This window comes from Burkholderia sp. RF2-non_BP3, from assembly GCF_001522185.1.
In the GTDB taxonomy this organism is placed as follows: Bacteria; Pseudomonadota; Gammaproteobacteria; order Burkholderiales; family Burkholderiaceae; genus Burkholderia; species Burkholderia diffusa.
The window spans coordinates 14,181-34,634 of record NZ_LOSU01000040.1 but is presented as its reverse complement, the minus strand read 5'-3'; the positions used below and the strand labels follow the sequence as shown (position 1 = coordinate 34,634).

Genomic DNA, 20,454 nt, shown 5'->3' with positions numbered 1-20,454 from the left:
TTTACTGACTGAAGAGGCGGCGCGTGACCGGCGAACCGGCCGGGATGCCCGCTTCCTCGAGCTTCGCGTACAGCTTCATGAGTTGCTGGTCGATCGCCACCAGCGTCGATTCCGGCAGCGGCCGGCGCGAATCGTCGACGACCCGCGCGCCGATCCGCTCGGACAGCGACTTCGCGTAGTCGCACATCAGCCGGAACGGCAGGATGTCCTCTTCGGCGACCGGCACGTCGAGCACCAGCGTGATCATGTTGCCGCCCTTGTAGGTCAGGTCGTCGCGCAGGAAGTTCGTGTCGCCGAACTGCAGCATGAACACGGGGTTCTGCTTCGCATCGAGCTTCACGAAGCGCGTGCCGTCGCGCGACAGCAGCAGCCCGTCCTGGGAAGCGACGGCCTGCACGTAGTTCGCCGACCACGGCGCGCCGTCCGACATCACGTTGATCGACAACTGCGCGTCGCACTGCGCGGCAAAGCCGTCGAGTTCGCGCGCCATCGCGACCGTCTCCATCATGTCCGGGAATTCCGGTGCGCCGTCGATCGCATCGGCGAACTGCTGGACGCCCGTCACGAATTCGGAGAATTCGAGTTCGTTCAGCGCGCCGCTGCGGTTCGCGAGCTGGGCGGCGGCACGCAGCTCTTCATAGCGCACGCCGTTCTGCAGCAGTTCCCACTGGCCGCCTTCCGGTTTGCCCTCGATATGCACGGGCTTGCTGCCCGCACGGCGCAGCCGCTGCGCGACCGGCAGGATCTTGTCGCCCGGCAGCGGCGCGCCGAGGCGAATCGGCACGATGCAGTCGATCCGGCGGTCGACGATCGCGGGCGGCGCCGACGAAATCGTCGTCGCGGCGGGCAGCACGGGTTCGGCCGGTTCGTTCGATGCATCCGCGGCCGGTGCTTCCTGCGTGGCGGCGACCGCACCTTCGTCGACGGCCTGCTCGGCCGACTCGGTCGACGCCGACGGCGCGTCGACGCCGGTGGCCTCGGCCTGCAGGTCGGCCGGCGTGTCGGCAGGCGCCACACCACCGAAGGTTGGCTCGACGCGCGCGGCGTCGGCCGATGCGCTCGCGGCAGCGGCGGCCGGTGCCGGCGCCGCGGATTCGCGGCGCACGGGCTGGCGCACCGGCTCGATGAACGGCAGCTCTTCGTCGCGCTCGGGGCGATTCATCGCCTCGGCCGTCTCTTCCGGCATCGGGCGCGGCATCCTGCGCCGCACCTTCGCGCCCTGCCACGCGTTGTAGACCACGACGCCGCCCACCACGACGGCGCCCGCGCCGATCAATCCGAGTGTCAACTCGTCCATGCACGCTCCATCAGCAATTCTTGTTCGTCGGACTCGCGAACGGGCGCCCATGCGCCGCGCGAACGCGGTCCGGTTTCGTCAAACGTCAATTCTGGGCAAAACCCGCGGCGGTTTCCATGTCCACCGCGACGATTCGCGACACGCCCTGCTCCTGCATCGTCACGCCGATCAACTGCTGCGCCATCTCCATCGCGATCTTGTTGTGCGAGATGAAGAGGAACTGCGTCTTGTCGGACATCGCGCGCACGAGATTCGCGAAACGCTCGGTGTTCGCGTCGTCGAGCGGCGCGTCGACCTCGTCGAGCAGACAGAACGGCGCCGGGTTCAGCTGGAACATCGCAAACACCAGCGCGGTGGCGGTCAGCGCCTTTTCGCCGCCCGACAGCAGGTGGATGGTCGCGTTCTTCTTGCCCGGCGGCTGCGCCATCACCTGCACGCCCGCGTCGAGGATCTCGTCGCCCGTCATGATCAGCTTCGCCTGGCCGCCGCCGAACAGGCGCGGGAACAGGTCGCTGAAGTGACGGTTGACCTCGTCGAACGTGCCCTGCAGCAGCGTGCGGGTTTCCTGGTCGATCTTGTGGATCGCATCCTCGAGCGTCGTGATCGCGTCGGTCAGGTCGGCCGACTGCGCATCGAGGAACACCTTGCGCTCGCTCGCGGCCTTCAGCTCGTCGAGCGCGGCCATGTTGACCGGACCCAGCGCGTTGATCGCGTTGTTCAGGCGCGTGACCTCGCCCTGCAGATACGACGGTTTCAGGTCCGGGGTCAGCTTCTCGCGCAGCGCTTGCTCGTCGACCTCGGCGGCCGCGAGCTGCTCGGCAAACTGCTCGACGGACAGGCGCGCGGCCTGCTCCTTCAGCTGCAGCTCGGTGATGCGGTCGCGCAACGGCTGCAGCGAACGCTCGGCGACGAGACGCTGCTCGTCCGAAGCGCGCAGCTTTGCCGTCAGGTCGTCGAGCTCGATCCGCGCGGCCTGCAACGCCTCTTCCTTCACCGCGCGAATTTCGAGCGCGTCCTGCAGCCCCGTGTGCGCAGTCTGCTCGTTGATCGTTTCGAGTTCGGCGCGCGCGTCTTCCAGCGACGCGGCGACGCGCTCGCTCTGCTCGTGCGCGACCTGGATGCTGCGCTTGAGCTCGTCGATCCGCGTGACCGCGTTGCGCGCGGCGAAGCGTGCGTCGTTCGCGCCGCGCTCAAGGTCGCGCGCTTCCTGGCGCGCCTGCGTCAGCGATTCGTCGAGCGCCTCGAATGCGAGCTGGTTGTCCTCGAAGCGCGCCTGCAGTTCCGCGAGTTCGCCGTCGAAACGCTCGAAGTTCGCTTCCGATTCCGCGCGCAGCGCGCGCTGCTCGTCGATCTGCGCGCCGATTTCCTCGAGCTCCTCGCGGATCTGCGTGCTGCGCTGCGTGTAGCGCTCATGCGCCTGCGCGAGCTTCAGCACGTCCATCTGCAGTGCGTGCACGCGCTGCGTCGCACGCTCGGCCTGCGCGCGCACGTCGCCGAGCGCCTGCGTGGCCTGCGTGTGCGCGGCCTCCGCCCGCACGGCGGCGGTGCGGGCCTCGTCGGCGAGCAGCGCCTGCGCGCGCACCTGGCGCGTCAGGTTCTCGATTTCCTGCTGGCGGGCCAGCATCCCGGCCTGCTCCGAATCGGCCGCGTACAGCTGCACGCCGACACGCGTGACGATGTGGCCGGCCTTGACGACGAACGCGCCGCCTGCCGGCAGTTGCGCGCGCGTCGCGAGCGCCTGCGCGACGTCGTCGGCGACGTACACGTTGCCGAGCCAGTCGTTCAGCACCGCACGGATGCCCGCATCGTCGATGCGAACGAGCGACAGCACCGGGCGCAGCCCGGCCGCGGCGGCCGGCGGCTCACCGGCCGCGGGCGGCGCGTAGAACGCGAGCTTCGCGGGCGGCGCGTCGGTCGCGAACGCCTTCACCCAGTCGAGATTCGACACTTCGAGCGCAGCCAGACGCTCGCGCAGCACGGCCTCGAGCGCCGCTTCCCAGCCCGCCTCGACGTGCAGCTTCTTCCAGAGACGCGGCAGCGCGCCGAGCTCGTGCTTGTCGAGCCACGGCTGGATCTTGCCTTCGGTCTGCACGTTCTCCTGCAGCTGCTTGAGCGCGGCGAGCCGCGCCTCGAGCTGGTGGATCTGCGCGCTTTCGGCCTGCACGCGCTCCTGTGCGGCACGGCGTTCGCCGTCGAGGCGCGGCAGCGCGTCCTGCGCATCGGTCAGGCGTGCCTGGGCTTCGGCGAGGATCTCTTCCTGTTCGGCGAGCTGCATGCGCAACTCCTCGAGCTGCGCTTCGTCCGGTGCGTCGAGCCCGCCCGCCTCGGACTTCAGGCGTTCGTGGCGCTGCTGAAGCTGCTGGAGCTGCTGGTCGGCATTGCGCTGGTGCGCGGCCTCGAGCTTCAATGACTGTTCGGTCTGCGCGATCCGGGCGCGCTCGTCGTTGAGCTGCGCCTGCGCATCGCGCCATTTCGCCTCGAGCGCCGGGAGCGCGTCGTGCTTCGCGGCCGCGTTGTCTTCAGCGAGCGCGGCCTTCTCGTCGGCCATCGCCCGCGCTTCTTCCGCTTCCTCGAGCTCGTCCTGCGCCTTCTCGGCCTGCGCGCGCCATTGCTCGCGCTGCGCGTTCAGCGCGGCGATCTGCGCCTGCACGCGATTGCGCGATTCGACGATGAACTTGATCTCGGCCTCAAGGCGGCTCACTTCGGCGTTCGCCTCGTAGAGCGCACCCTGCGCGCCCTGCATCGCGTCGCTCGCCGAATAATGCGCGACCCGCAACGTCTCGAGCTGCGACTCGACCTCGCGCAGCTTTGCCGTCTGCGCCTCGAGGTCGATCTGCGCCTGCTCGATCGCGCGCTGCTGCTTCTGCTGCTCGCTCGCGGCCTCGTTCTTGCGCAGCAGCCACAACAGGCGCTGCTTCTCCTCGCCGTCGGCGACGAGTTCCTTGTATTTGGTCGCGACGACGGCCTGCGCCTCGAGCTTCTCGAGGTTCGCGCCGAGCTCGCGGACGATGTCCTCAACGCGCGTCAGGTTCTCGCGCGTGTCGTGCAGGCGGTTCTCCGTTTCGCGGCGGCGCTCCTTGTACTTCGACACGCCGGCGGCTTCCTCGAGGAACACGCGCAGCTCTTCCGGCTTCGCCTCGATGATCCGCGCGATCATGCCCTGGCCGATGATCGCGTACGCGCGCGGGCCGAGGCCCGTGCCGAGGAAGATGTCCTGGATGTCGCGGCGGCGCGCCGGCAGGTTGTTGATGTAGTAGCTCGACGTGCCGTCGCGCGTCAGCACGCGCTTCACGGCGATCTCGCCGTACTGGCCCCACTGCCCGGCCGCGCGGCCGTCGGAGTTGTCGAAGATCAGCTCGACGCTGGCCCGGCTGCCGGGCTTGCGTGCGGTCGAGCCGTTGAAGATCACGTCCTGCATCGACTCGCCGCGCAGCTCGGACGCGCGCGACTCGCCGAGCACCCAGCGCACGGCATCGATGATGTTGGACTTGCCGCACCCGTTCGGGCCCACCACGCCGACAAGCTGGCCCGGAACCTGGAAATGCGTGGGATCGACAAAGGATTTGAAGCCAGCGAGTTTGATCGAGCTCAGACGCACGGCGGTATCGGATGTGAAGAAGGTGTGAAACGGACGGGGCCGCGACGCGCGGGGCCGGACGGCCCGTGCGCGCGATGCGCCCCGGAATTCAAAAGCGGGGCCGCGCGCATCCAGCGTTGGGCCCCGCAAACGGCTTCCATCATACCATCGCGCGTGCGCCGTCCCGCCCGTCGCCGGGTTTGCCCGATGCCGGCGCGGCACGATGGACCCGGCTCGACAGCAGCGTCGCCAGCACGATGCATGCGCCGCCCGCCCATTCGCGCGCCGTCGGCAGTTCGTTCGCGAACACCCACGCGGACAGCGCGGTGATCACGATCTCGAACAGCATGATGATCGACGCGCGATTCGCCGGCACGCGCGCGAGGCCATATTGCACGAGCAGGTTGTTCGCCGCCATCGTCACGCCGATCGCGGCGACGATCAGCGCGGCGACGCCGAGCTGGCCGCCCGCCGGCGCGGCCGGCAGCCCCTCGAACAGCGATGCGATCGCGCCGAACACCGCCGCGCCGCCGAACAGCGTCGCCGTGCGCATTTCGGCGCGCATGTCCGGCAGCTCGCGGCTCGCCTTGATCACGAGCACGTTGCTCATCGCGAAACTCAGGCCGGCCGCGAGCCCCGCCCATTCCGCCGGATTGGCCGGCAGCGGCATGCCGAGCTTCGGCGACCACAGCATCAGCATCGCGCCGCCGATCGACAGCGCCGCAAGCCCCACGCCGGCCCAGGTCAGCCGCTCGCGCAGCAGGAAATGCGCGTAGATCGCGGTCCAGGCGGGCGTCAGGTAGAACAGCAGCATCACGCGCAGCACTTCGCCGTGGATCGTGCCCCATACGAAGCCGAGGTTCGTCACGCCCGCCGTGATCGCGATGCCCGGCAGCACCCAGTGCCAGCGCAGCGTGGCGATCGTGCGGTGCCGCACGACCACCACGAACAGGAAAGCAACGGCGCTCGTCAGCGCGCTCGCCAGCGTGCCGGTGAGCCCGAGCGACGCGAGGATCCGCAGCGGATACCAGATCAGGCCCCATACCGACGCGCCGATCAGGATGGCCAGCGTCGGCAGGCTGCCGCGTACCGCGTTATTCATTTGGTTCGATACCCTTTATTCGACCGGCCCGGCCGCCGTTCCGGCGGGCCGTGACCGCATTGCATCACGCTATAATCGTCCGTTGCGACCCGCGCGCCGTCGGCGCCCGCTCGCAGCCGTGCGGCACCCGCGCCGCCCCTTTCGCTCCAACCGGCCGCGATGGCCGCTTCGCCCGTGAACCCTCGACTCGACTCGCTCCAGCCCTATCCCTTCGAAAAGCTGCGCGCCCTGTTCAAGGACGTGACGCCCTCCGCCGGCCTGAAACCGATCAGCTTCGGCATCGGCGAGCCCAAGCACCCGACTCCGGCGCTGATCCGCGACGCCGTGGTGGCTTCGCTCGACGGCCTCGCGTCATATCCGGCCACGGCCGGCTCGGACGCGCTGCGCACGTCGATCGCGCACTGGCTGGAGCGCCGCTATGGGCTGCCGGCGATCGACCCGGCCACGCAGGTGCTGCCCGTGTCGGGGTCGCGCGAGGCGCTGTTCTCGCTCGCGCAGACGGTGATCGACGCGCGCCCGACCGCGGACGGCGAGAAGGCGATCGTACTCTGTCCGAATCCGTTCTATCAAATTTACGAAGGCGCGGCGCTCCTGGCCGGTGCCGAACCCTATTTCGCGAACAGCGACCCGGCGCGCAACTTCGCGTGCGACTACGCGGCCGTGCCCGATGAAGTCTGGGCGCGCACCCAGCTGCTGTACGTGTGTTCGCCGGGCAACCCGACGGGCGCCGTGCTGACGCTCGACGACTGGCGCGAGCTGTTCGCGCTGTCCGACCGCCACGGCTTCGTGATCGCATCCGACGAGTGCTATTCGGAGATCTACTTCGACGAAGCGGCGCCGCCGCTCGGCGGCCTCGAGGCCGCGCACCGCCTCGGTCGCGGCTTCGAGCGGCTCGTGATGCTGTCGAGCCTGTCGAAGCGCTCGAACGTGCCGGGCATGCGCTCGGGCTTCGTCGCCGGCGACGCCGCGCTGCTGAAGAAATTCCTGCTCTACCGCACGTACCACGGCGCCGCGCTGTCGCCGGTCTGGCAACACGCGAGCATCGCCGCGTGGAACGACGAGGCGCACGTGCGCGAGAACCGCGCGCTGTACCTGCAGAAGTTCAGCACGGTCACGCCGATGCTGGCCGACGTGATCGACGTGAAGCTGCCCGACGCCGCGTTCTACCTGTGGGCCAATGTCGCGCGCACCGGCCTGTCGGATACCGAGTTCGCCCGCCGCCTGTACGCCGACTATAATGTGACGGTTCTGCCCGGCTCGTACCTGGCGCGCGATGCGCACGGCACGAATCCGGGCCGCGATTTCATCCGGATCGCGCTCGTCGCGGGCACCCCCGAATGCGTCGAGGGCGCGCAACGCATCGTCGATTTCTGCCGGGCTCTCGCGCGGTAAGACGTCCATCCCGATCAATTCCATTCATCTCCTGCGAAAACGAACATGTCGCAACAACTTCAGCAAATCATCGATACCGCCTGGGAAAACCGCGCCGAGCTGTCGCCGAAGGCCGCGCCCGCCGACGTCCGCGAAGCCGTCGCTCACGCGATCGAGCAACTCGACAAGGGTGCACTGCGCGTCGCCGAGAAGATCGACGGCAACTGGACCGTGCACCAGTGGCTGAAGAAGGCCGTGCTGCTGTCGTTCCGCCTGGAGGACAACGCACCGATGCCGGCCGGCGGCTACTCGCAGTTCTACGACAAGGTGCCGTCGAAGTTCGCGAACTACACGGCCGAAGACTTCGCCGCGGGCGGCTTCCGCGTCGTGCCGCCGGCCATCGCGCGCCGCGGCTCGTTCATCGCGAAGAACGTCGTGCTGATGCCGTCGTACACCAACATCGGCGCATACGTCGACGAAGGCACGATGGTCGACACGTGGGCCACGGTCGGCTCGTGCGCGCAGATCGGCAAGAACGTGCACCTGTCGGGCGGCGTCGGCATCGGCGGCGTGCTCGAGCCGCTGCAGGCGAACCCCGTCATCATCGAAGACAACTGCTTCATCGGCGCGCGCTCGGAAGTCGTCGAAGGCGTGATCGTCGAGGAGAACTCGGTGATCTCGATGGGCGTGTACCTCGGCCAGAGCACGAAGATCTACGATCGCGAAACGGGTGAAGTCAGCTACGGCCGCATCCCGGCCGGCTCGGTCGTCGTCGCCGGCAACCTGCCGTCGAAGGACGGCTCGCACAGCCTGTACTGCGCGGTGATCGTAAAGAAGGTCGACGCGAAGACCCGCGCGAAGGTCGGCCTGAACGAGCTGCTGCGAGGCGACTGATGGCCAAGCCGCGCACCGTGGTCGTCTACGGCATTCCGAACTGCGACACCGTGAAGAAGGCCCGCGTGTGGCTCGACGATCACGGCGTCGAGTTCGAGTTCCACGACTTCAAGAAGCTCGGCGTCAGCGCACCGCTCGTCGAGGACTGGCTGAAGGACGTGTCGCTCGACGCGCTCGTGAACAAGCGCGGCACGACGTGGCGCGGCCTGGACGACGCCATGAAGGCGGCCGCGGAAACGAAGTCCGGCGCGGTCGCGCTGATGATCCACAAGCCGTCGGTCATCAAGCGCCCCGTGCTCGTCGTCAACGGCCGCGTGAAATCGCTCGGTTTCGTGGCCGATCAGTACGCGGCGCTGTTTGCCGCCTAGGGCCGCCCGCGCTGCGCCCGCGCCGCGCACGACGCCCCATCGCTGCCGGCCACCGCGCCGGCATTTTTTATCGAAAGTGGTCCGAACCATGTCCGCCACCCTAGCCCTTACCGAACAGCTGATCGCCCGCGCGTCCGTCACGCCCGACGACCAGCATTGCCAGCAGATCATGACCGAGCGCCTCGCCGTGCTCGGCTTCGAATGCGAGACCATCGCGTCGCACGGCGTGACCAACCTGTGGGCCGTCAAGCGCGGCACCGACGGCCGCGACGGCAAGCTGCTCGCGTTCGCGGGCCACACCGACGTCGTGCCGACCGGCCCGCTCGAGCAGTGGACTTCGCCGCCGTTCATTCCCGCGCATCGCGACGGCAAGTTGTACGGCCGCGGTGCGGCCGACATGAAGACGTCGCTCGCGGCGTTCGTCGTCGCCTCCGAGGAATTCGTCGCGGCCCACCCCGGCCATCGCGGCGCGATCGCGTTCCTGATCACGAGCGACGAGGAAGGACCGGCCACCGACGGCACCGTGAAGGTCGTCGAGCTGCTCGAAGCGCGCGGCGAACGCCTCGACTACTGCATCGTCGGCGAACCGACGTCGACCGCCGAACTCGGCGACGTCGTGAAGAACGGCCGCCGCGGCTCGATGTCGGGCGAACTGATCGTCAAGGGCGTGCAGGGCCACATTGCATACCCGCACCTCGCGAAGAACCCGATCCACCTGCTCGCGCCGGCGCTCGCCGAGCTCGCTGCCGAACAGTGGGACGAAGGCAACGAATACTTCCCGCCGACCACCTGGCAGGTGTCAAACCTGCATGCGGGCACCGGCGCGACCAACGTGATCCCCGGCCACGCGGACCTGATGTTCAACTTCCGCTTTTCGACGGCGAGCACCGTCGAGGGCTTGCAGGCACGCGTGCATGCGATCCTCGACAAGCACGGCCTCGAGTACACGCTGAAGTGGTCGGTGAGCGGCCTGCCGTTCCTCACGCCGCGCGGCGACCTGTCGAACGCGCTCGAGAACGCGATCCGCGCCGAAACCGGCCTCACGACCGAGCTGTCGACGACGGGCGGCACGTCCGACGGACGCTTCATTGCGCGCATCTGCCCGCAGGTGATCGAGTTCGGCCCGCCGAACGGCAGCATCCACAAGATCGACGAACACATCGACGTGCGCTTCGTCGACCCGCTGAAGAACGTGTACCGCCGCGTGCTCGAACAACTGATTGCCTGACGGAGCCTCGCATGACGACACCTTTTGCAACCGTTCGCGACCTGCTGCGCTATGCGGTCACGCGCTTCTCGAAGGCGAAGCTCGCGTTCGGCCACGGCTCGGACAACGCGTACGACGAAGCCGCCTACCTCGTGCTGCACACGCTCGACCTGCCGCTCGACACGCTCGAGCCGTTCCTCGATGCTCGCCTGCTGCCCGACGAAATCGCGGCAGTGCTCGCGGTGATCGAACGACGCGCGACCGACCGCGTGCCGGCCGCCTATCTCACGCATGAAGCGTGGATGCACGGCCACCGCTTCTACGTCGACGAGCGCGTAATCGTGCCGCGCTCGTTCATCGGCGAGCTGCTCGACGACGGGCTGCAGCCGTATGTCGCCGATCCCGAACAGGTCGGCGCGGTGCTCGAGCTGTGCACCGGCTCCGGCTGCCTCGCGATTCTCGCGGCCAGCGCGTTCCCGAATGCCGAGATCGACGCGGTCGACCTGTCCGAGAAGGCACTCGAAGTCGCCAGGATCAACGTGCACGACTATGGTCTCGACGATCGCATCACGCTGCATCACGGCGACCTCTACGCGCCGCTGCCCGCGTTCCGCGCCGAGCCCGACACGCGCTACGACGTGATCCTGACGAATCCGCCGTACGTGAACGCAACGTCGATGGCGGCCCTCCCGCCCGAATACCGGCACGAGCCGGAGATGGCGCTCGCGGGCGGCGACGACGGCATGGACATCGTGCGACGCATCATCGGGCAAGCACACAAGTGGCTGCACGACGACGGCGTGCTCGTCGTCGAGATCGGCAACGAGCGCGAGCACGTCGAAGCCGCGTTCGGCGGCCTCGAGCTCACGTGGCTGCCCACCAGCGCGGGTGACGACGCCGTGTTCCTGATCCAGGCGTCGGACCTGCCGCGCAAGGCCTGACGGCGCGCCACGACCGAACCGTGCGGTACGGCACACCGCTGTCCCGCACGGTTGGGTAAGATGCGCGTAAGCGGCTGTCGCGCCGCACGACTTCAGGAGTCCGTCACGCGCCCATGACCCTCGACTGGTTACACCTCGGCACCCTGATCCTGGCCATCCATGTGCTCGGGATCATCGCGGCGTGTCACGCGATCTTGAACACGCGCACGTCGCAAGGCGCGATCGCGTGGGCGGTATCGCTCGCCGCGATGCCATACCTGACGCTCATTCCGTATCTGTTCCTCGGCCGCAGCAAATTCTCCGGCTACGTCGACGCGCGGCGCCACGAGATGGAAGCGCTGCGCACGCACACGCCGCGCGCGCCGTGGCCCGATGCGAACGCAACCGACGGGCCGGCCGCCGACGCGATCGGCCGGGCCGCCGTGCTCGCGCTTACGCGGCTGGGCGGAATGCCGTTCGTCGGCGGCAATGCGGTGCGCACGCTCGTGAACGGCGACGCGACCTTCTCGGCGATCCTGTCGGCGATCGACACCGCGCGCGACTACGTAATCGTCCAGTTCTTCATCGTGCGCGACGACGCGCTCGGCCAGATGCTGCGCGACGCGCTGCTCGCCCGCGCGGCGGCTGGCGTGCGCTGCTACCTGTTGTACGACAGCATCGGCAGCTTCGACCTGCCGCACAGCTACGTCGACACGCTGCGCCGCGGCGGCGTCGAGGTCCATCCGTTCGCGACCCACCGCAAGTTCGTCAACCGCTTCCAGCTCAACTTCCGCAACCATCGGAAGATCGTCGTCGTCGACGGCAATCGCGCGTTCGTCGGCGGCCTCAACGTCGGCGTCGAATATCTCGGCGCGAACCGGCGCCTGTCGCCGTGGCGCGACACCCATATCGAGATCCGCGGCCCGGTGGTGGCCAGCATTCAGTACGTGTTCGCCGAAGACTGGCACTGGGCCACGCAGACGCTGCCGGCGCTCGCCACACCGCCGGAGGCGCTGCCCGACGACGCGATGCATTGCCTCGCCGTGCCGATGGGGCCGGCCGACAAACAGGAAACCGGCTCGCTGTTCTTCGTCGAGGCGATCAACGCTGCGCGCGAACGGATCTGGATCACGACGCCGTATCTCGTACCCGACGAAGCGGTGATCGCCGCGCTGAAGCTCGCGGTGATGCGCGGCGTCGACGTGCGCATCCTGATCCCAAGCCGGCGCGACCACTACGTCGTGTTCGAGGCGTCCAGGCTCTATGCGCGCGATCTCGTCGACGCGGGCGTCAAGGTGTTCCGCTACCGGCCCGGCTTCCTGCACCAGAAGGTCGTGCTGATCGACCGCGTCGCCGCCGCGATCGGCAGCGCGAATCTCGACAACCGCTCGTTCCGGCTCAACTTCGAAATCATGGTGCTGACCGTCGATCGCACGTTCGCCGACGAAGTCGAGGCCATGCTCGACGCCGATTTCGCACTGGCCTACGAAGTCGATGCGAACGAGTATCGGCACTCGCCCGCGTGGCGACGCATCGCGATGCACGTCGCGCGCCTGTTCGCGCCGATCCTGTAGCGGCCGCGCGAGCGCCGGACGTGCGCCGCTCGAACGACGGCACACGCTTTCGCGGGATTCGGCTCGGCGCCGCGGCCGCTACCCGTTCGGTCCGAACAGCCCGCCCACCGCTTCTCGGCGTTACAACAGCTTGTCGATATCCGCGGCGATGTCCTCGGGCTTCGTCGACGGCGCATAGCGCTTGACGATCCGACCGTCACGGTCGATCAGGAATTTCGTGAAATTCCACTTGATCGCCTTGAGGCCGAGGATGCCGGGCGCCTCGTCGGTCAGGTAGCGGTACAACGGATGCGCGTGGTCGCCCTTCACATCGATCTTCGCGAACATCGGGAACGTGACGCCGTAATTGCGCTCGCAGAACGCGCCGATCTGCGCGGCGTCGCCCGGCTCCTGCTTGCCGAACTGGTTGCACGGGAAGCCGAGCACGAAGAAACCGCGCGCCGCGTACTGGTCGTACAGCTTCTGCAGGCCCGCATACTGCGGCGTGAAACCGCACTCGCTCGCGGTATTGACGATCAGCAGCACCTTGCCGCGGTATGCATCGAGCGACGCCGGCTCACCGGCGAGCGTCTCTGCGCTGAACGAATACAGGGTGGACATCGGGCACTCCTTTTACGAAACCGGATCGAGGTGGAGTCTAGGCCAAATCGCGCCGTTGCGGCATCTGCCGAACGGCCGATATCCGGGGCGACGCGCGCGCAGTCTAGAATAGCGGTTTTGGCCAGTCATTCCCGCCGTGATCCGTTTCAATCAGTTCAGCCTTGCGCGCGGCACCAAGCCGCTGTTCGAGTCGGCCTCGTTCGTGCTCAATCCCGGCGAAAAGGCCGGCCTGATCGGCGCGAACGGCGCCGGCAAATCGACGCTGTTCTCGGTCCTGCGCGGCGAGCTGCATTCCGACGCCGGCGATTTCGCGATGCCGCCGTCGTGGCGGATCGCCCACGTGTCGCAGGAAACGCCCGCCGTCGACCGCTCGGCGCTCGACTACACGCTCGACGGCGACACCGCGCTGCGCGAGATCGAAGCGCGCATCGCCGCCGCCTCGGCCGCGCATGACGGCGCGGCCGAGGCCGACGCACATGCGGCCTTCGCCGACGCCGACGGCTATACCGCACCGGCGCGCGCCGAAGCACTGCTGCTCGGCCTCGGCTTCACGCTCGCGCAGACGCGCGAATCGGTCGCCAGCTTCTCCGGCGGCTGGCGCATGCGGCTGAACCTCGCGCAGGCGCTGATGTGCCGCTCCGACCTGCTGCTGCTCGACGAACCGACCAACCACCTCGACCTCGACGCGATCGTCTGGCTCGAGGACTGGCTGCACCGCTACGCCGGCACGCTCGTCGTGATCTCGCACGACCGCGAATTCCTCGACTCGATCTGCAACGTCACGCTGCACCTGGAAAATCGCCAGGTAAAGCGCTACGGCGGCAATTATTCGCAATTCGAAGTGCTGCGCGCGCAACAACTGGCGCTGCAGCAAAGCGCATACGAAAAGCAGCAGAAGACGATCGAGCACCTTCAGAGCTTCGTCGACCGCTTCAAGGCCAAGGCGACCAAGGCCAAGCAGGCGCAAAGCCGGATGAAGGCGCTCGAGAAGATGGAGCTGATCGCGCCCGCGCACATCGCGTCGCCGTTCACCTTCGAGTTCCGCACGCCCGATGCCGCGCCGAATCCAATGATGGTGATGGAGGACGTCCGCTGCGGCTACCACGCCGACGACGGCACGGACATCCCGATCGTCGAACGCGTGGCGCTGTCGATCCAGAACGGCCAGCGCATCGGCCTGCTCGGCGCGAACGGCCAGGGCAAGTCGACGCTGATCAAGACGCTGGCCGGCACGCTCGCGCCGCTGTCGGGCCACGTGCGCGACGGCAAGGGGCTGACGATCGGCTATTTCGCGCAGCACCAGCTCGAAACGCTGCGCGAGGACGATTCGCCGCTCGCGCATCTCGCCCGGCTCGCCCCCGATACGCGCGAGCAGGAACTGCGCGATTTCCTCGGCGGCTTCAATTTCTCGGGCGACATGGCGACGAGCCCGGTCGGCCCGTTCTCGGGCGGCGAGAAAGCGCGGCTCGCGCTCGCGCTGATCATCTGGCAGAAGCCGAACCTGCTGCTGCTCGACGAGCCGACCAACCACCTCGACCTCGAAACGCGTCACGCGCTGACGATGGCGCTCGCGCAGTTCGAAGGCACGCTGATCCTCGTCTCGCACGACCGCCACCTGCTGCGCGCGACCACCGACCAGTTCATGCTCGTCGCGAAACACCGTCTGCAGCCGTTCGACGGCGATCTCGACGATTACCGCGACTGGCTGCTGCAGCACGCGGCCGAGCAACGCGCGGCCGCGAAGGCCGACAGCGCGGCGGCAGCGGGTGTGGATCCGGGGGTCAACCGCAAGGATCAGAAACGTCAGGCGGCCGAGGAGCGCCAGCGGCTGTCGCAGTTGAAGAAGCCGCTGCAGAACCGCATCACGAAGCTCGAAAAGGAAATGGAAACATTGCACGCGGAGAAGGCACGCCTCGACGCGTTCGTCGCCGATCCGGCGAGCTACGAGGCCGCGCGCAAGACGGAACTGACCGACGCGATCCGCACGCTCGGGGAGGTCAATACCCGGCTCGAAACGGTCGAGGCGGACTGGCTCGCCGTGCAGGAAGAGCTCGAGCAGATCGGCTGACCACGGCCCGGGCGCCGTCGGCCGATCGCTTCATCGGCCACGCGCGGCATCCCCGGGATGCGTCAACGCCCGACGCACCCGCCCGGCTGCGCCAGGCCCGGAAACGACAAGGCCGGGCACCCAGGCCCGGCCTCTTCGTCATTGTCGCGTTCGCCGTTGTCGCGTCGGCCGTTCGTCGGCCCCGCCACCCGCTCAACGCCGCGGCAACGTATCGCGCGGCATCTGCTCGTCGTCGTCCATCAGATGGCGTCGCCCTTCGGTCGGCCGGCGGATCGCCGCCGCGACCTCCGCTTCCGTCACGTCCTCGGAGACGACCCGGCGCGCGATGCGCCCTTCGTCGTCGATCCACTCGACGATCCGACATCCACCGCCCCACGGCTGAACGATCGGCTCCGACACGCGGCAGCCGCGCAGGTTGTAACTGCGTCCGCCCGGCGTTTCCCCATACTGTTTGAACATAGGTTCCCTTCGCATTGCGCGGTTCGACAATCCGGCAAAGGATAGGGAAAAGCGATGTCCGGCAGGTTACATCAGCCTACATATTCTTTACAACGAATTACGCGACAGATCGCGGCCGGCCGGCACGCGCGGGTGCCGGCCACGCACGGTCATTCGAGATCGCGCACGCGGTCGATCGCCTGCTCGATCCGCTCGACGGCCATCACGTTCAGCCCTTCGATCGGCTGTTTCGGCGCATTCGCCTTCGGGATCAGCGCCGCGGTGAAACCAAGCTTCGCCGCCTCGCGCAGCCGTTCCTGGCCGCGCGGCGACGGCCGGATCTCGCCCGCCAGCCCCACTTCGCCGAATACGATCAGGCCCTTCGGCAGCGCCTTGTTGCGCATCGACGAATGGATCGCAAGCAGCACCGCGAGGTCGGCGGCCGGTTCGGTGATCTTCACGCCGCCCACCGCGTTCAGAAACACGTCCTGATCGAAACACGCGATGCCCGCATGCCGGTGCAGCACCGCGAGCAGCATCGCGAGCCGGTTCTGCTCGAGGCCGACCGCTAGCCGGCGCGGGTTCGGCACATGGGCCGTATCGACGAGCGCCTGGATTTCGACGAGCAGCGGGCGTGTGCCCTCCTGCGTGACGAGCACGCAGGAACCCGGCACGACCTGCTCGTGCTGCGACAGGAACAGCGCGGACGGATTCGCGACACCGCGCAGCCCGCGCTCGGTCATCGCGAACACGCCGAGTTCGTTGACCGCGCCGAAGCGGTTCTTGAACGCGCGCACGAGCCGGAACGACGAATGGGTGTCGCCTTCGAAGTACAGCACCGTGTCGACGATGTGCTCGAGCACGCGCGGGCCGGCGAGGTTGCCCTCCTTCGTCACGTGCCCGACCATGATGATCGCGGTGCCGGACTGTTTCGCGATGCGCGTGAGCTGCGCCGCGCACTCGCGCACCTGGGCCACCGAACCGGGCGCCGACGTCAGCGCTTCGGAATAGACGGTCTGGATCGAGTCGATGACGGCGACGTCCGGCCGTTCCGCATCAATCGCGGCCTGGATCTTCTCGAGCTGGATTTCGGCGAGCAGCTTCAGCTCGGCCGCCGGTGCGCCCCCGTCGAGCAGCGCGAGCCGTTGCGCGCGCAACGCGATCTGCGCGGCCGATTCCTCGCCGCTGATATAGAGTGCACGACGCTCGCTGGCGATGTCCGCGAGCGACTGCAGCAACAGCGTCGACTTGCCGATGCCCGGATCACCGCCGATCAGCACGACGCCGCCCGGCACCAGCCCGCCGCCCAGCACGCGGTCGAATTCGCCGATGCCGGTGGAGAAGCGCGGCACGTCGGCCGCCTCGATGTCGACGAGCCGCTGCACGGGCGCCCGCTTCGCGAGCGACTGGAAGCGATGGGCGGCCGGCGACTCGGCGACCGATTCGACGAGCGTATTCCAGGCCTGGCACGACGGGCATTGCCCCTGCCACTTCGGGGTTTGTCCGCCGCACTCGCTGCAGACGTAGACGGTTTTCTGTTTTGCCACGCGAGCTGCCCTTATTCCGCGCGCACCGGCACGCGACCGGCGACCGCGCACATCAGTTCATAGCCGATGGTCCCGCAATGGCGCGCGACGTCGTCGATCGGCAGCGCGTCGCCCCACAGCTCGACCCGCGCGCCGACGCCGGCCTGCGGGCACGGCGTCAGGTCGACGGTAATCATGTCCATCGACACGCGGCCGACGATCCGCGTGCGGATGCCGTCGACGATCACCGGCGTGCCTTCGGGTGCGACGCGCGGATAGCCGTCCGCATAGCCGCACGCGACGACGCCGATGCGCATCTGCGCCTGCGCGGAGAACGTCGAGCCGTAGCCGATCGCCTGCCCCTTCGCGATCGTCTGCACGGCGATCAGCTCGGACGCGAGCGTCATCGCGGGCTTCAGGCCCGTGTCGGCGATGTCGGCCGACAGCCCCGACGGCGACGCGCCGTACAGCACGATCCCCGGGCGCACCCAGTCGAAGTGCGTATCCGGATGCCACAGCACGGCCGCGGAATTCGCGAGACTGCGCGCACCGGCAATGTTTTCCGCACCGCGCTCGAACGTCGCGAGCTGCTCGGCCACACCGCGCTCGTTGTCCGCGTCCGAAAAATGGGTCATCAACGTAATCTGGCCGATGCCGGGGCACGCGCGGGCGCGCTCCCACGCGGCGCGGTATTTCTCCGGCACGTAGCCGAGCCGGTTCATCCCGCTGTTCATCTTGAGGTGCACGTTGACGGGCTTCGACAACCGCGCCGTCTCCAGCATCCGCATCTGTTCGTCGTTGTGGACGGTGGTCGCGAGGCTGTAGCGGTCGATCACGTCGATGTCGGTCGAGCGGAAGAACCCTTCGAGCAGCAGGATCGGGCCGGCCCAGCCGAGCTCACGCAGCTTCACGGCCTCGTCGAGGTCGAGCAGGCCGAAGCCGTCGGTGCCGCGCAGGCCGGGAAACACGCGCGCGAGACCGTGGCCGTACGCGTTGGCCTTGACGACCGCCCAGACCTTGGACGGGCCGGCAAATCGGCGGACGACGGAGAGATTGTTCGCGAGAGCGGCGGTATGGATGGTGGCGGAGATCGGGCGCGGCATGGGAAATTTACGTAAAGACGCTTGCGAATCATCAGCTTACCGCGCCTTTTGAGCACCGAAGCCGACAATTTGCGGAACGATCGGGGAATCTTGCTAGTCCGAATTGCCGTATTTTCGTGTTATAAAGCCGTGCGCACAACCCATTTCGAACGGAATAAGCCGATCGCATACCAGGCGGCCTACGCGGCCCTGCCGCAGCGACGAAAGCATCGCATCAGATGAAAAAAGGTTTTTACACCATCATGGCCGCGCAGTTTTTCTCGTCGTTGGCCGACAATGCGCTTCTCATCGCCGCCATCGCCCTGCTGAAAGACCTCCACGCCCCCAACTGGATGACACCGCTGCTCAAGCTGTTCTTCGTGTTGTCCTACGTGGTGCTGGCGGCGTATGTCGGTGCGTTCGCCGACTCGCGCCCGAAGGGCCGCGTGATGTTCATCACAAACTCGATCAAGGTGGTCGGCTGCCTGATCATGCTGTTCGGTGCTCATCCGCTGATCGCGTACGGGATCGTCGGCTTCGGCGCCGCGGCCTACTCGCCCGCGAAATACGGCATTCTGACCGAGCTGCTGCCGGCCGACAGGCTCGTCGCCGCGAACGGCTGGATCGAAGGCACGACCGTCAGCTCGATCATCCTCGGCACCGTGCTCGGCGGCGCGCTGATCAGCCCGCACATCGCGTCGCACGTGATCGCGCACACGCCAGCCTGGATCGCCACGCCCGCCGAAGCGGCGATGGTGATCATCATGGCGATCTACGTGATCGCCGCCATCTTCAACCTGCGGATCCCCGATACGGGCGCGCGCTACCCGAAGCAGGAGCGTGGCCCGGTCAAGCTCCTCACCGACTTCGCCGACTGCTTCATGGTGCTCTGGCGCGACAAGCTCGGCCAGATCTCGCTCGCGGTCACGACGCTGTTCTGGGGCGCCGGCGCGACGCTGCAGTTCATCGTGCTGAAGTGGGCCGAAGTCTCGCTCAACATGTCGCTGTCCGAAGGCGCGATCCTGCAGGCGGTGGTCGCGGTCGGTGTCGCGGGCGGCGCGATCGCCGCCGCCGCGCGGATCCCGCTGAAGAAGTCGCTCACCGTGCTGCCCGTCGGCATCATCATGGGCATCGCGGTCATGCTGATGGCGTTCTACACGCGCGATCTGTTCCCGTCGCACTGGGCCGTGCACTTCGGCCACCTGCGCCTGCCGGCGTACCTGATCGTCGCGTACATCTTCCTGATCTGCGTCGGCGCGCTGTCCGGCTACTTCGTGGTTCCGATGAACGCACTGCTGCAACATCGCGGCCACGTGCTGCTGTCGGCCGGCCACTCGATCGCGGTGCAGAATTTCAACGAGAACCTGTCGGTGCTCGTGATGCTGTGTCTGTATGCGGTGCTGGTCTGGCTCGACGTGCCGGTCGGCGTCGTGATCGTGCTGTTCGGCACGTTCGTGTGCCTGACGATGTGGCTCGTGATGCGCCGCCACCAGGCGAACCAGCGTCAGTTCGACTCGGTCGCGCTGATCGGCGAATCGCGGCACTGACGCTACACTTCCCGTTTTCGTCCGTCGGCGCCGGTCTTCGAACCGGCGCCTTGCCATCATGACGCACCCGATACCCAACGTCCTGACGATCGCCGGCTCCGACTCGGGCGGCGGCGCGGGCATCCAGGCCGACCTCAAGACCTTCTCCGCGCTCGGCGCGTACGGCGCGAGCGTGATCACCGCGCTGACCGCGCAGAACACGCGCGGCGTGACCGGCGTGCACGCGCCGGACGCCGCGTTCGTGACCGCGCAGCTCGACGCGGTGTTCGACGACATCCGCATCGACGCGGTCAAGATCGGCATGCTCGCGAACGCGGCGATCGTGCACGCGGTGGCCGACGCGCTGCGGCGCCATGCGCCGCGCTTCGTCGTGCTCGACACGGTGATGATCTCGAAGAGCTCGCATGCGCTGCTCGCGCCCGATGCGGTCGACGCGTTGCGCGACGCGCTGCTGCCGCTCGCGACCGTCGTCACGCCGAACCTGCCCGAAGCGGCCGCCCTGCTCGGCGATACGCCCGCGACGACCGAAGACGAGATGGTCCGGCAAGGTCAGCTGCTGCTGAAGACCGGTGCGCGCGCCGTGCTGATGAAGGGCGGCCATCTGCCCGATGCCGCCGCGAGCCCCGACTGGCTCGTCGATGCGGCGCATACGGTGCGGTTCGACGGCGTGCGCGTGCCGGTCAGCAACACGCACGGCACCGGCTGCACGCTGTCGTCGGCGATCGCCGCGCTGCTGCCGCAACAGCCCGATCTCGAGAGCGCGGTGCGCGAAGCGAAGGCCTATCTGACCGGCGCGATCGCCGCGAGCGGCCGGCTCGACGTCGGCCACGGCGTCGGCCCCGTCCATCACTTCCATCGCTGGTGGTAAGCGCCGGCTGACGCG

16 protein-coding genes are annotated in these 20,454 nt (G+C 67.9%); 9 read left to right on the top strand and 7 right to left on the bottom strand.

What is annotated here, in order from left to right:
* Position 1: 1 nt before the first annotated feature.
* From WS45_RS21270 to WS45_RS21260, 3 genes are all read right to left on the bottom strand, one after another.
* Positions 2-1,297: a cell division protein ZipA C-terminal FtsZ-binding domain-containing protein gene (locus WS45_RS21270; protein ID WP_059701557.1), complete on the bottom strand. Its 1,296-nt coding sequence runs from the start codon at positions 1,295-1,297 to the stop codon at positions 2-4.
* Between the two features lie 85 nt (positions 1,298-1,382).
* Positions 1,383-4,895 (bottom strand): chromosome segregation protein SMC, encoded by a 3,513-nt coding sequence (gene smc / locus WS45_RS21265; RefSeq protein ID WP_059701555.1) that lies wholly within the window; start codon positions 4,893-4,895, stop codon positions 1,383-1,385.
* A gap of 139 nt (positions 4,896-5,034) precedes the next feature.
* A complete protein-coding gene (locus WS45_RS21260; protein ID WP_059701553.1) occupies positions 5,035-5,976 on the bottom strand; it encodes a DMT family transporter in 942 nt (313 codons plus the stop codon).
* Positions 5,977-6,135: 159 nt separating this feature from the next.
* Here WS45_RS21260 and dapC point away from each other — a divergent pair, with 159 nt between their 5' ends.
* From dapC to cls, 6 genes are all read left to right on the top strand, one after another.
* Entirely contained in the window at positions 6,136-7,368 is a 1,233-nt protein-coding gene (dapC, locus tag WS45_RS21255) for a succinyldiaminopimelate transaminase (RefSeq protein ID WP_059529303.1), read from the top strand.
* Positions 7,369-7,413: 45 nt separating this feature from the next.
* The gene (gene dapD, locus WS45_RS21250; protein WP_006478479.1) at positions 7,414-8,241 is read left to right on the top strand and encodes a 2,3,4,5-tetrahydropyridine-2,6-dicarboxylate N-succinyltransferase; all 828 of its coding nucleotides are present in this window, start codon (positions 7,414-7,416) and stop codon (positions 8,239-8,241) included.
* Positions 8,241-8,609, top strand: coding sequence for an ArsC family reductase (locus WS45_RS21245; RefSeq protein WP_044847939.1), 369 nt, complete (start codon positions 8,241-8,243; stop codon positions 8,607-8,609). The genes dapD and WS45_RS21245 overlap by 1 nt, the downstream gene beginning before the upstream one ends.
* An 88-nt stretch (positions 8,610-8,697) precedes the next feature.
* On the top strand, positions 8,698-9,837 hold the full coding sequence (dapE, locus tag WS45_RS21240) for a succinyl-diaminopimelate desuccinylase (RefSeq protein WP_059701550.1): 1,140 nt from the start codon (positions 8,698-8,700) through the stop codon (positions 9,835-9,837).
* A gap of 11 nt (positions 9,838-9,848) precedes the next feature.
* The gene (prmB, locus tag WS45_RS21235; protein ID WP_059529297.1) at positions 9,849-10,757 is read left to right on the top strand and encodes a 50S ribosomal protein L3 N(5)-glutamine methyltransferase; all 909 of its coding nucleotides are present in this window, start codon (positions 9,849-9,851) and stop codon (positions 10,755-10,757) included.
* 113 nt (positions 10,758-10,870) lie between these two features.
* Complete coding sequence (cls, locus tag WS45_RS21230) at positions 10,871-12,310, top strand: cardiolipin synthase (protein WP_059701539.1); 1,440 nt, start codon at positions 10,871-10,873, stop codon at positions 12,308-12,310.
* A 120-nt stretch (positions 12,311-12,430) separates the two neighbouring features.
* Here cls and WS45_RS21225 read toward each other — a convergent pair whose 3' ends face one another.
* Complete coding sequence (locus WS45_RS21225; protein ID WP_059529292.1) at positions 12,431-12,910, bottom strand: glutathione peroxidase; 480 nt, start codon at positions 12,908-12,910, stop codon at positions 12,431-12,433.
* Between the two features lie 136 nt (positions 12,911-13,046).
* Between WS45_RS21225 and WS45_RS21220 the strand changes: the two genes are divergently transcribed.
* Positions 13,047-14,978 (top strand): ATP-binding cassette domain-containing protein, encoded by a 1,932-nt coding sequence (locus WS45_RS21220; protein WP_059701535.1) that lies wholly within the window; start codon positions 13,047-13,049, stop codon positions 14,976-14,978.
* Positions 14,979-15,170: 192 nt separating this feature from the next.
* Here WS45_RS21220 and WS45_RS21215 read toward each other — a convergent pair whose 3' ends face one another.
* The 3 genes from WS45_RS21215 to alr form a co-directional block, all read right to left on the bottom strand.
* A complete protein-coding gene (locus WS45_RS21215; protein ID WP_059529286.1) occupies positions 15,171-15,437 on the bottom strand; it encodes a DUF2866 domain-containing protein in 267 nt (88 codons plus the stop codon).
* Positions 15,438-15,586: 149 nt separating this feature from the next.
* On the bottom strand, positions 15,587-16,963 hold the full coding sequence (radA, locus tag WS45_RS21210) for a DNA repair protein RadA (protein ID WP_044847946.1): 1,377 nt from the start codon (positions 16,961-16,963) through the stop codon (positions 15,587-15,589).
* Positions 16,964-16,974: 11 nt separating this feature from the next.
* The gene (gene alr, locus WS45_RS21205; RefSeq protein WP_059701533.1) at positions 16,975-18,045 is read right to left on the bottom strand and encodes an alanine racemase; all 1,071 of its coding nucleotides are present in this window, start codon (positions 18,043-18,045) and stop codon (positions 16,975-16,977) included.
* A 218-nt stretch (positions 18,046-18,263) separates the two neighbouring features.
* On the opposite strand from alr, the gene lplT reads away from it, so the two are divergent.
* Positions 18,264-19,571 carry a lysophospholipid transporter LplT gene (lplT, locus tag WS45_RS21200; RefSeq protein ID WP_059529280.1) on the top strand — a complete coding sequence of 436 codons (1,308 nt, stop codon included), beginning with the start codon at positions 18,264-18,266 and terminating at the stop codon, positions 19,569-19,571.
* Between the two features lie 58 nt (positions 19,572-19,629).
* Positions 19,630-20,439 carry a bifunctional hydroxymethylpyrimidine kinase/phosphomethylpyrimidine kinase gene (thiD, locus tag WS45_RS21195; protein ID WP_059701532.1) on the top strand — a complete coding sequence of 270 codons (810 nt, stop codon included), beginning with the start codon at positions 19,630-19,632 and terminating at the stop codon, positions 20,437-20,439.
* Positions 20,440-20,454: the final 15 nt, after the last annotated feature.

What these genes read in the sequence shown, in the direction of transcription:
- WS45_RS21270 (WP_059701557.1), bottom strand. Translation starts at nt 1,297, where the DNA reads ATGGACGAGTTGACACTCGGATTGATCGGCGCGGGCGCCGTCGTGGTG.
- WS45_RS21260 (WP_059701553.1), bottom strand. Translation starts at nt 5,976, where the DNA reads ATGAATAACGCGGTACGCGGCAGCCTGCCGACGCTGGCCATCCTGATC.
- dapC (WP_059529303.1), top strand. Translation starts at nt 6,136, where the DNA reads ATGGCCGCTTCGCCCGTGAACCCTCGACTCGACTCGCTCCAGCCCTAT.
- dapD (WP_006478479.1), top strand. Translation starts at nt 7,414, where the DNA reads ATGTCGCAACAACTTCAGCAAATCATCGATACCGCCTGGGAAAACCGC.
- WS45_RS21245 (WP_044847939.1), top strand. Translation starts at nt 8,241, where the DNA reads ATGGCCAAGCCGCGCACCGTGGTCGTCTACGGCATTCCGAACTGCGAC.
- dapE (WP_059701550.1), top strand. Translation starts at nt 8,698, where the DNA reads ATGTCCGCCACCCTAGCCCTTACCGAACAGCTGATCGCCCGCGCGTCC.
- prmB (WP_059529297.1), top strand. Translation starts at nt 9,849, where the DNA reads ATGACGACACCTTTTGCAACCGTTCGCGACCTGCTGCGCTATGCGGTC.
- cls (WP_059701539.1), top strand. Translation starts at nt 10,871, where the DNA reads ATGACCCTCGACTGGTTACACCTCGGCACCCTGATCCTGGCCATCCAT.
- WS45_RS21225 (WP_059529292.1), bottom strand. Translation starts at nt 12,910, where the DNA reads ATGTCCACCCTGTATTCGTTCAGCGCAGAGACGCTCGCCGGTGAGCCG.
- WS45_RS21215 (WP_059529286.1), bottom strand. Translation starts at nt 15,437, where the DNA reads ATGTTCAAACAGTATGGGGAAACGCCGGGCGGACGCAGTTACAACCTG.
- alr (WP_059701533.1), bottom strand. Translation starts at nt 18,045, where the DNA reads ATGCCGCGCCCGATCTCCGCCACCATCCATACCGCCGCTCTCGCGAAC.
- lplT (WP_059529280.1), top strand. Translation starts at nt 18,264, where the DNA reads ATGAAAAAAGGTTTTTACACCATCATGGCCGCGCAGTTTTTCTCGTCG.
- thiD (WP_059701532.1), top strand. Translation starts at nt 19,630, where the DNA reads ATGACGCACCCGATACCCAACGTCCTGACGATCGCCGGCTCCGACTCG.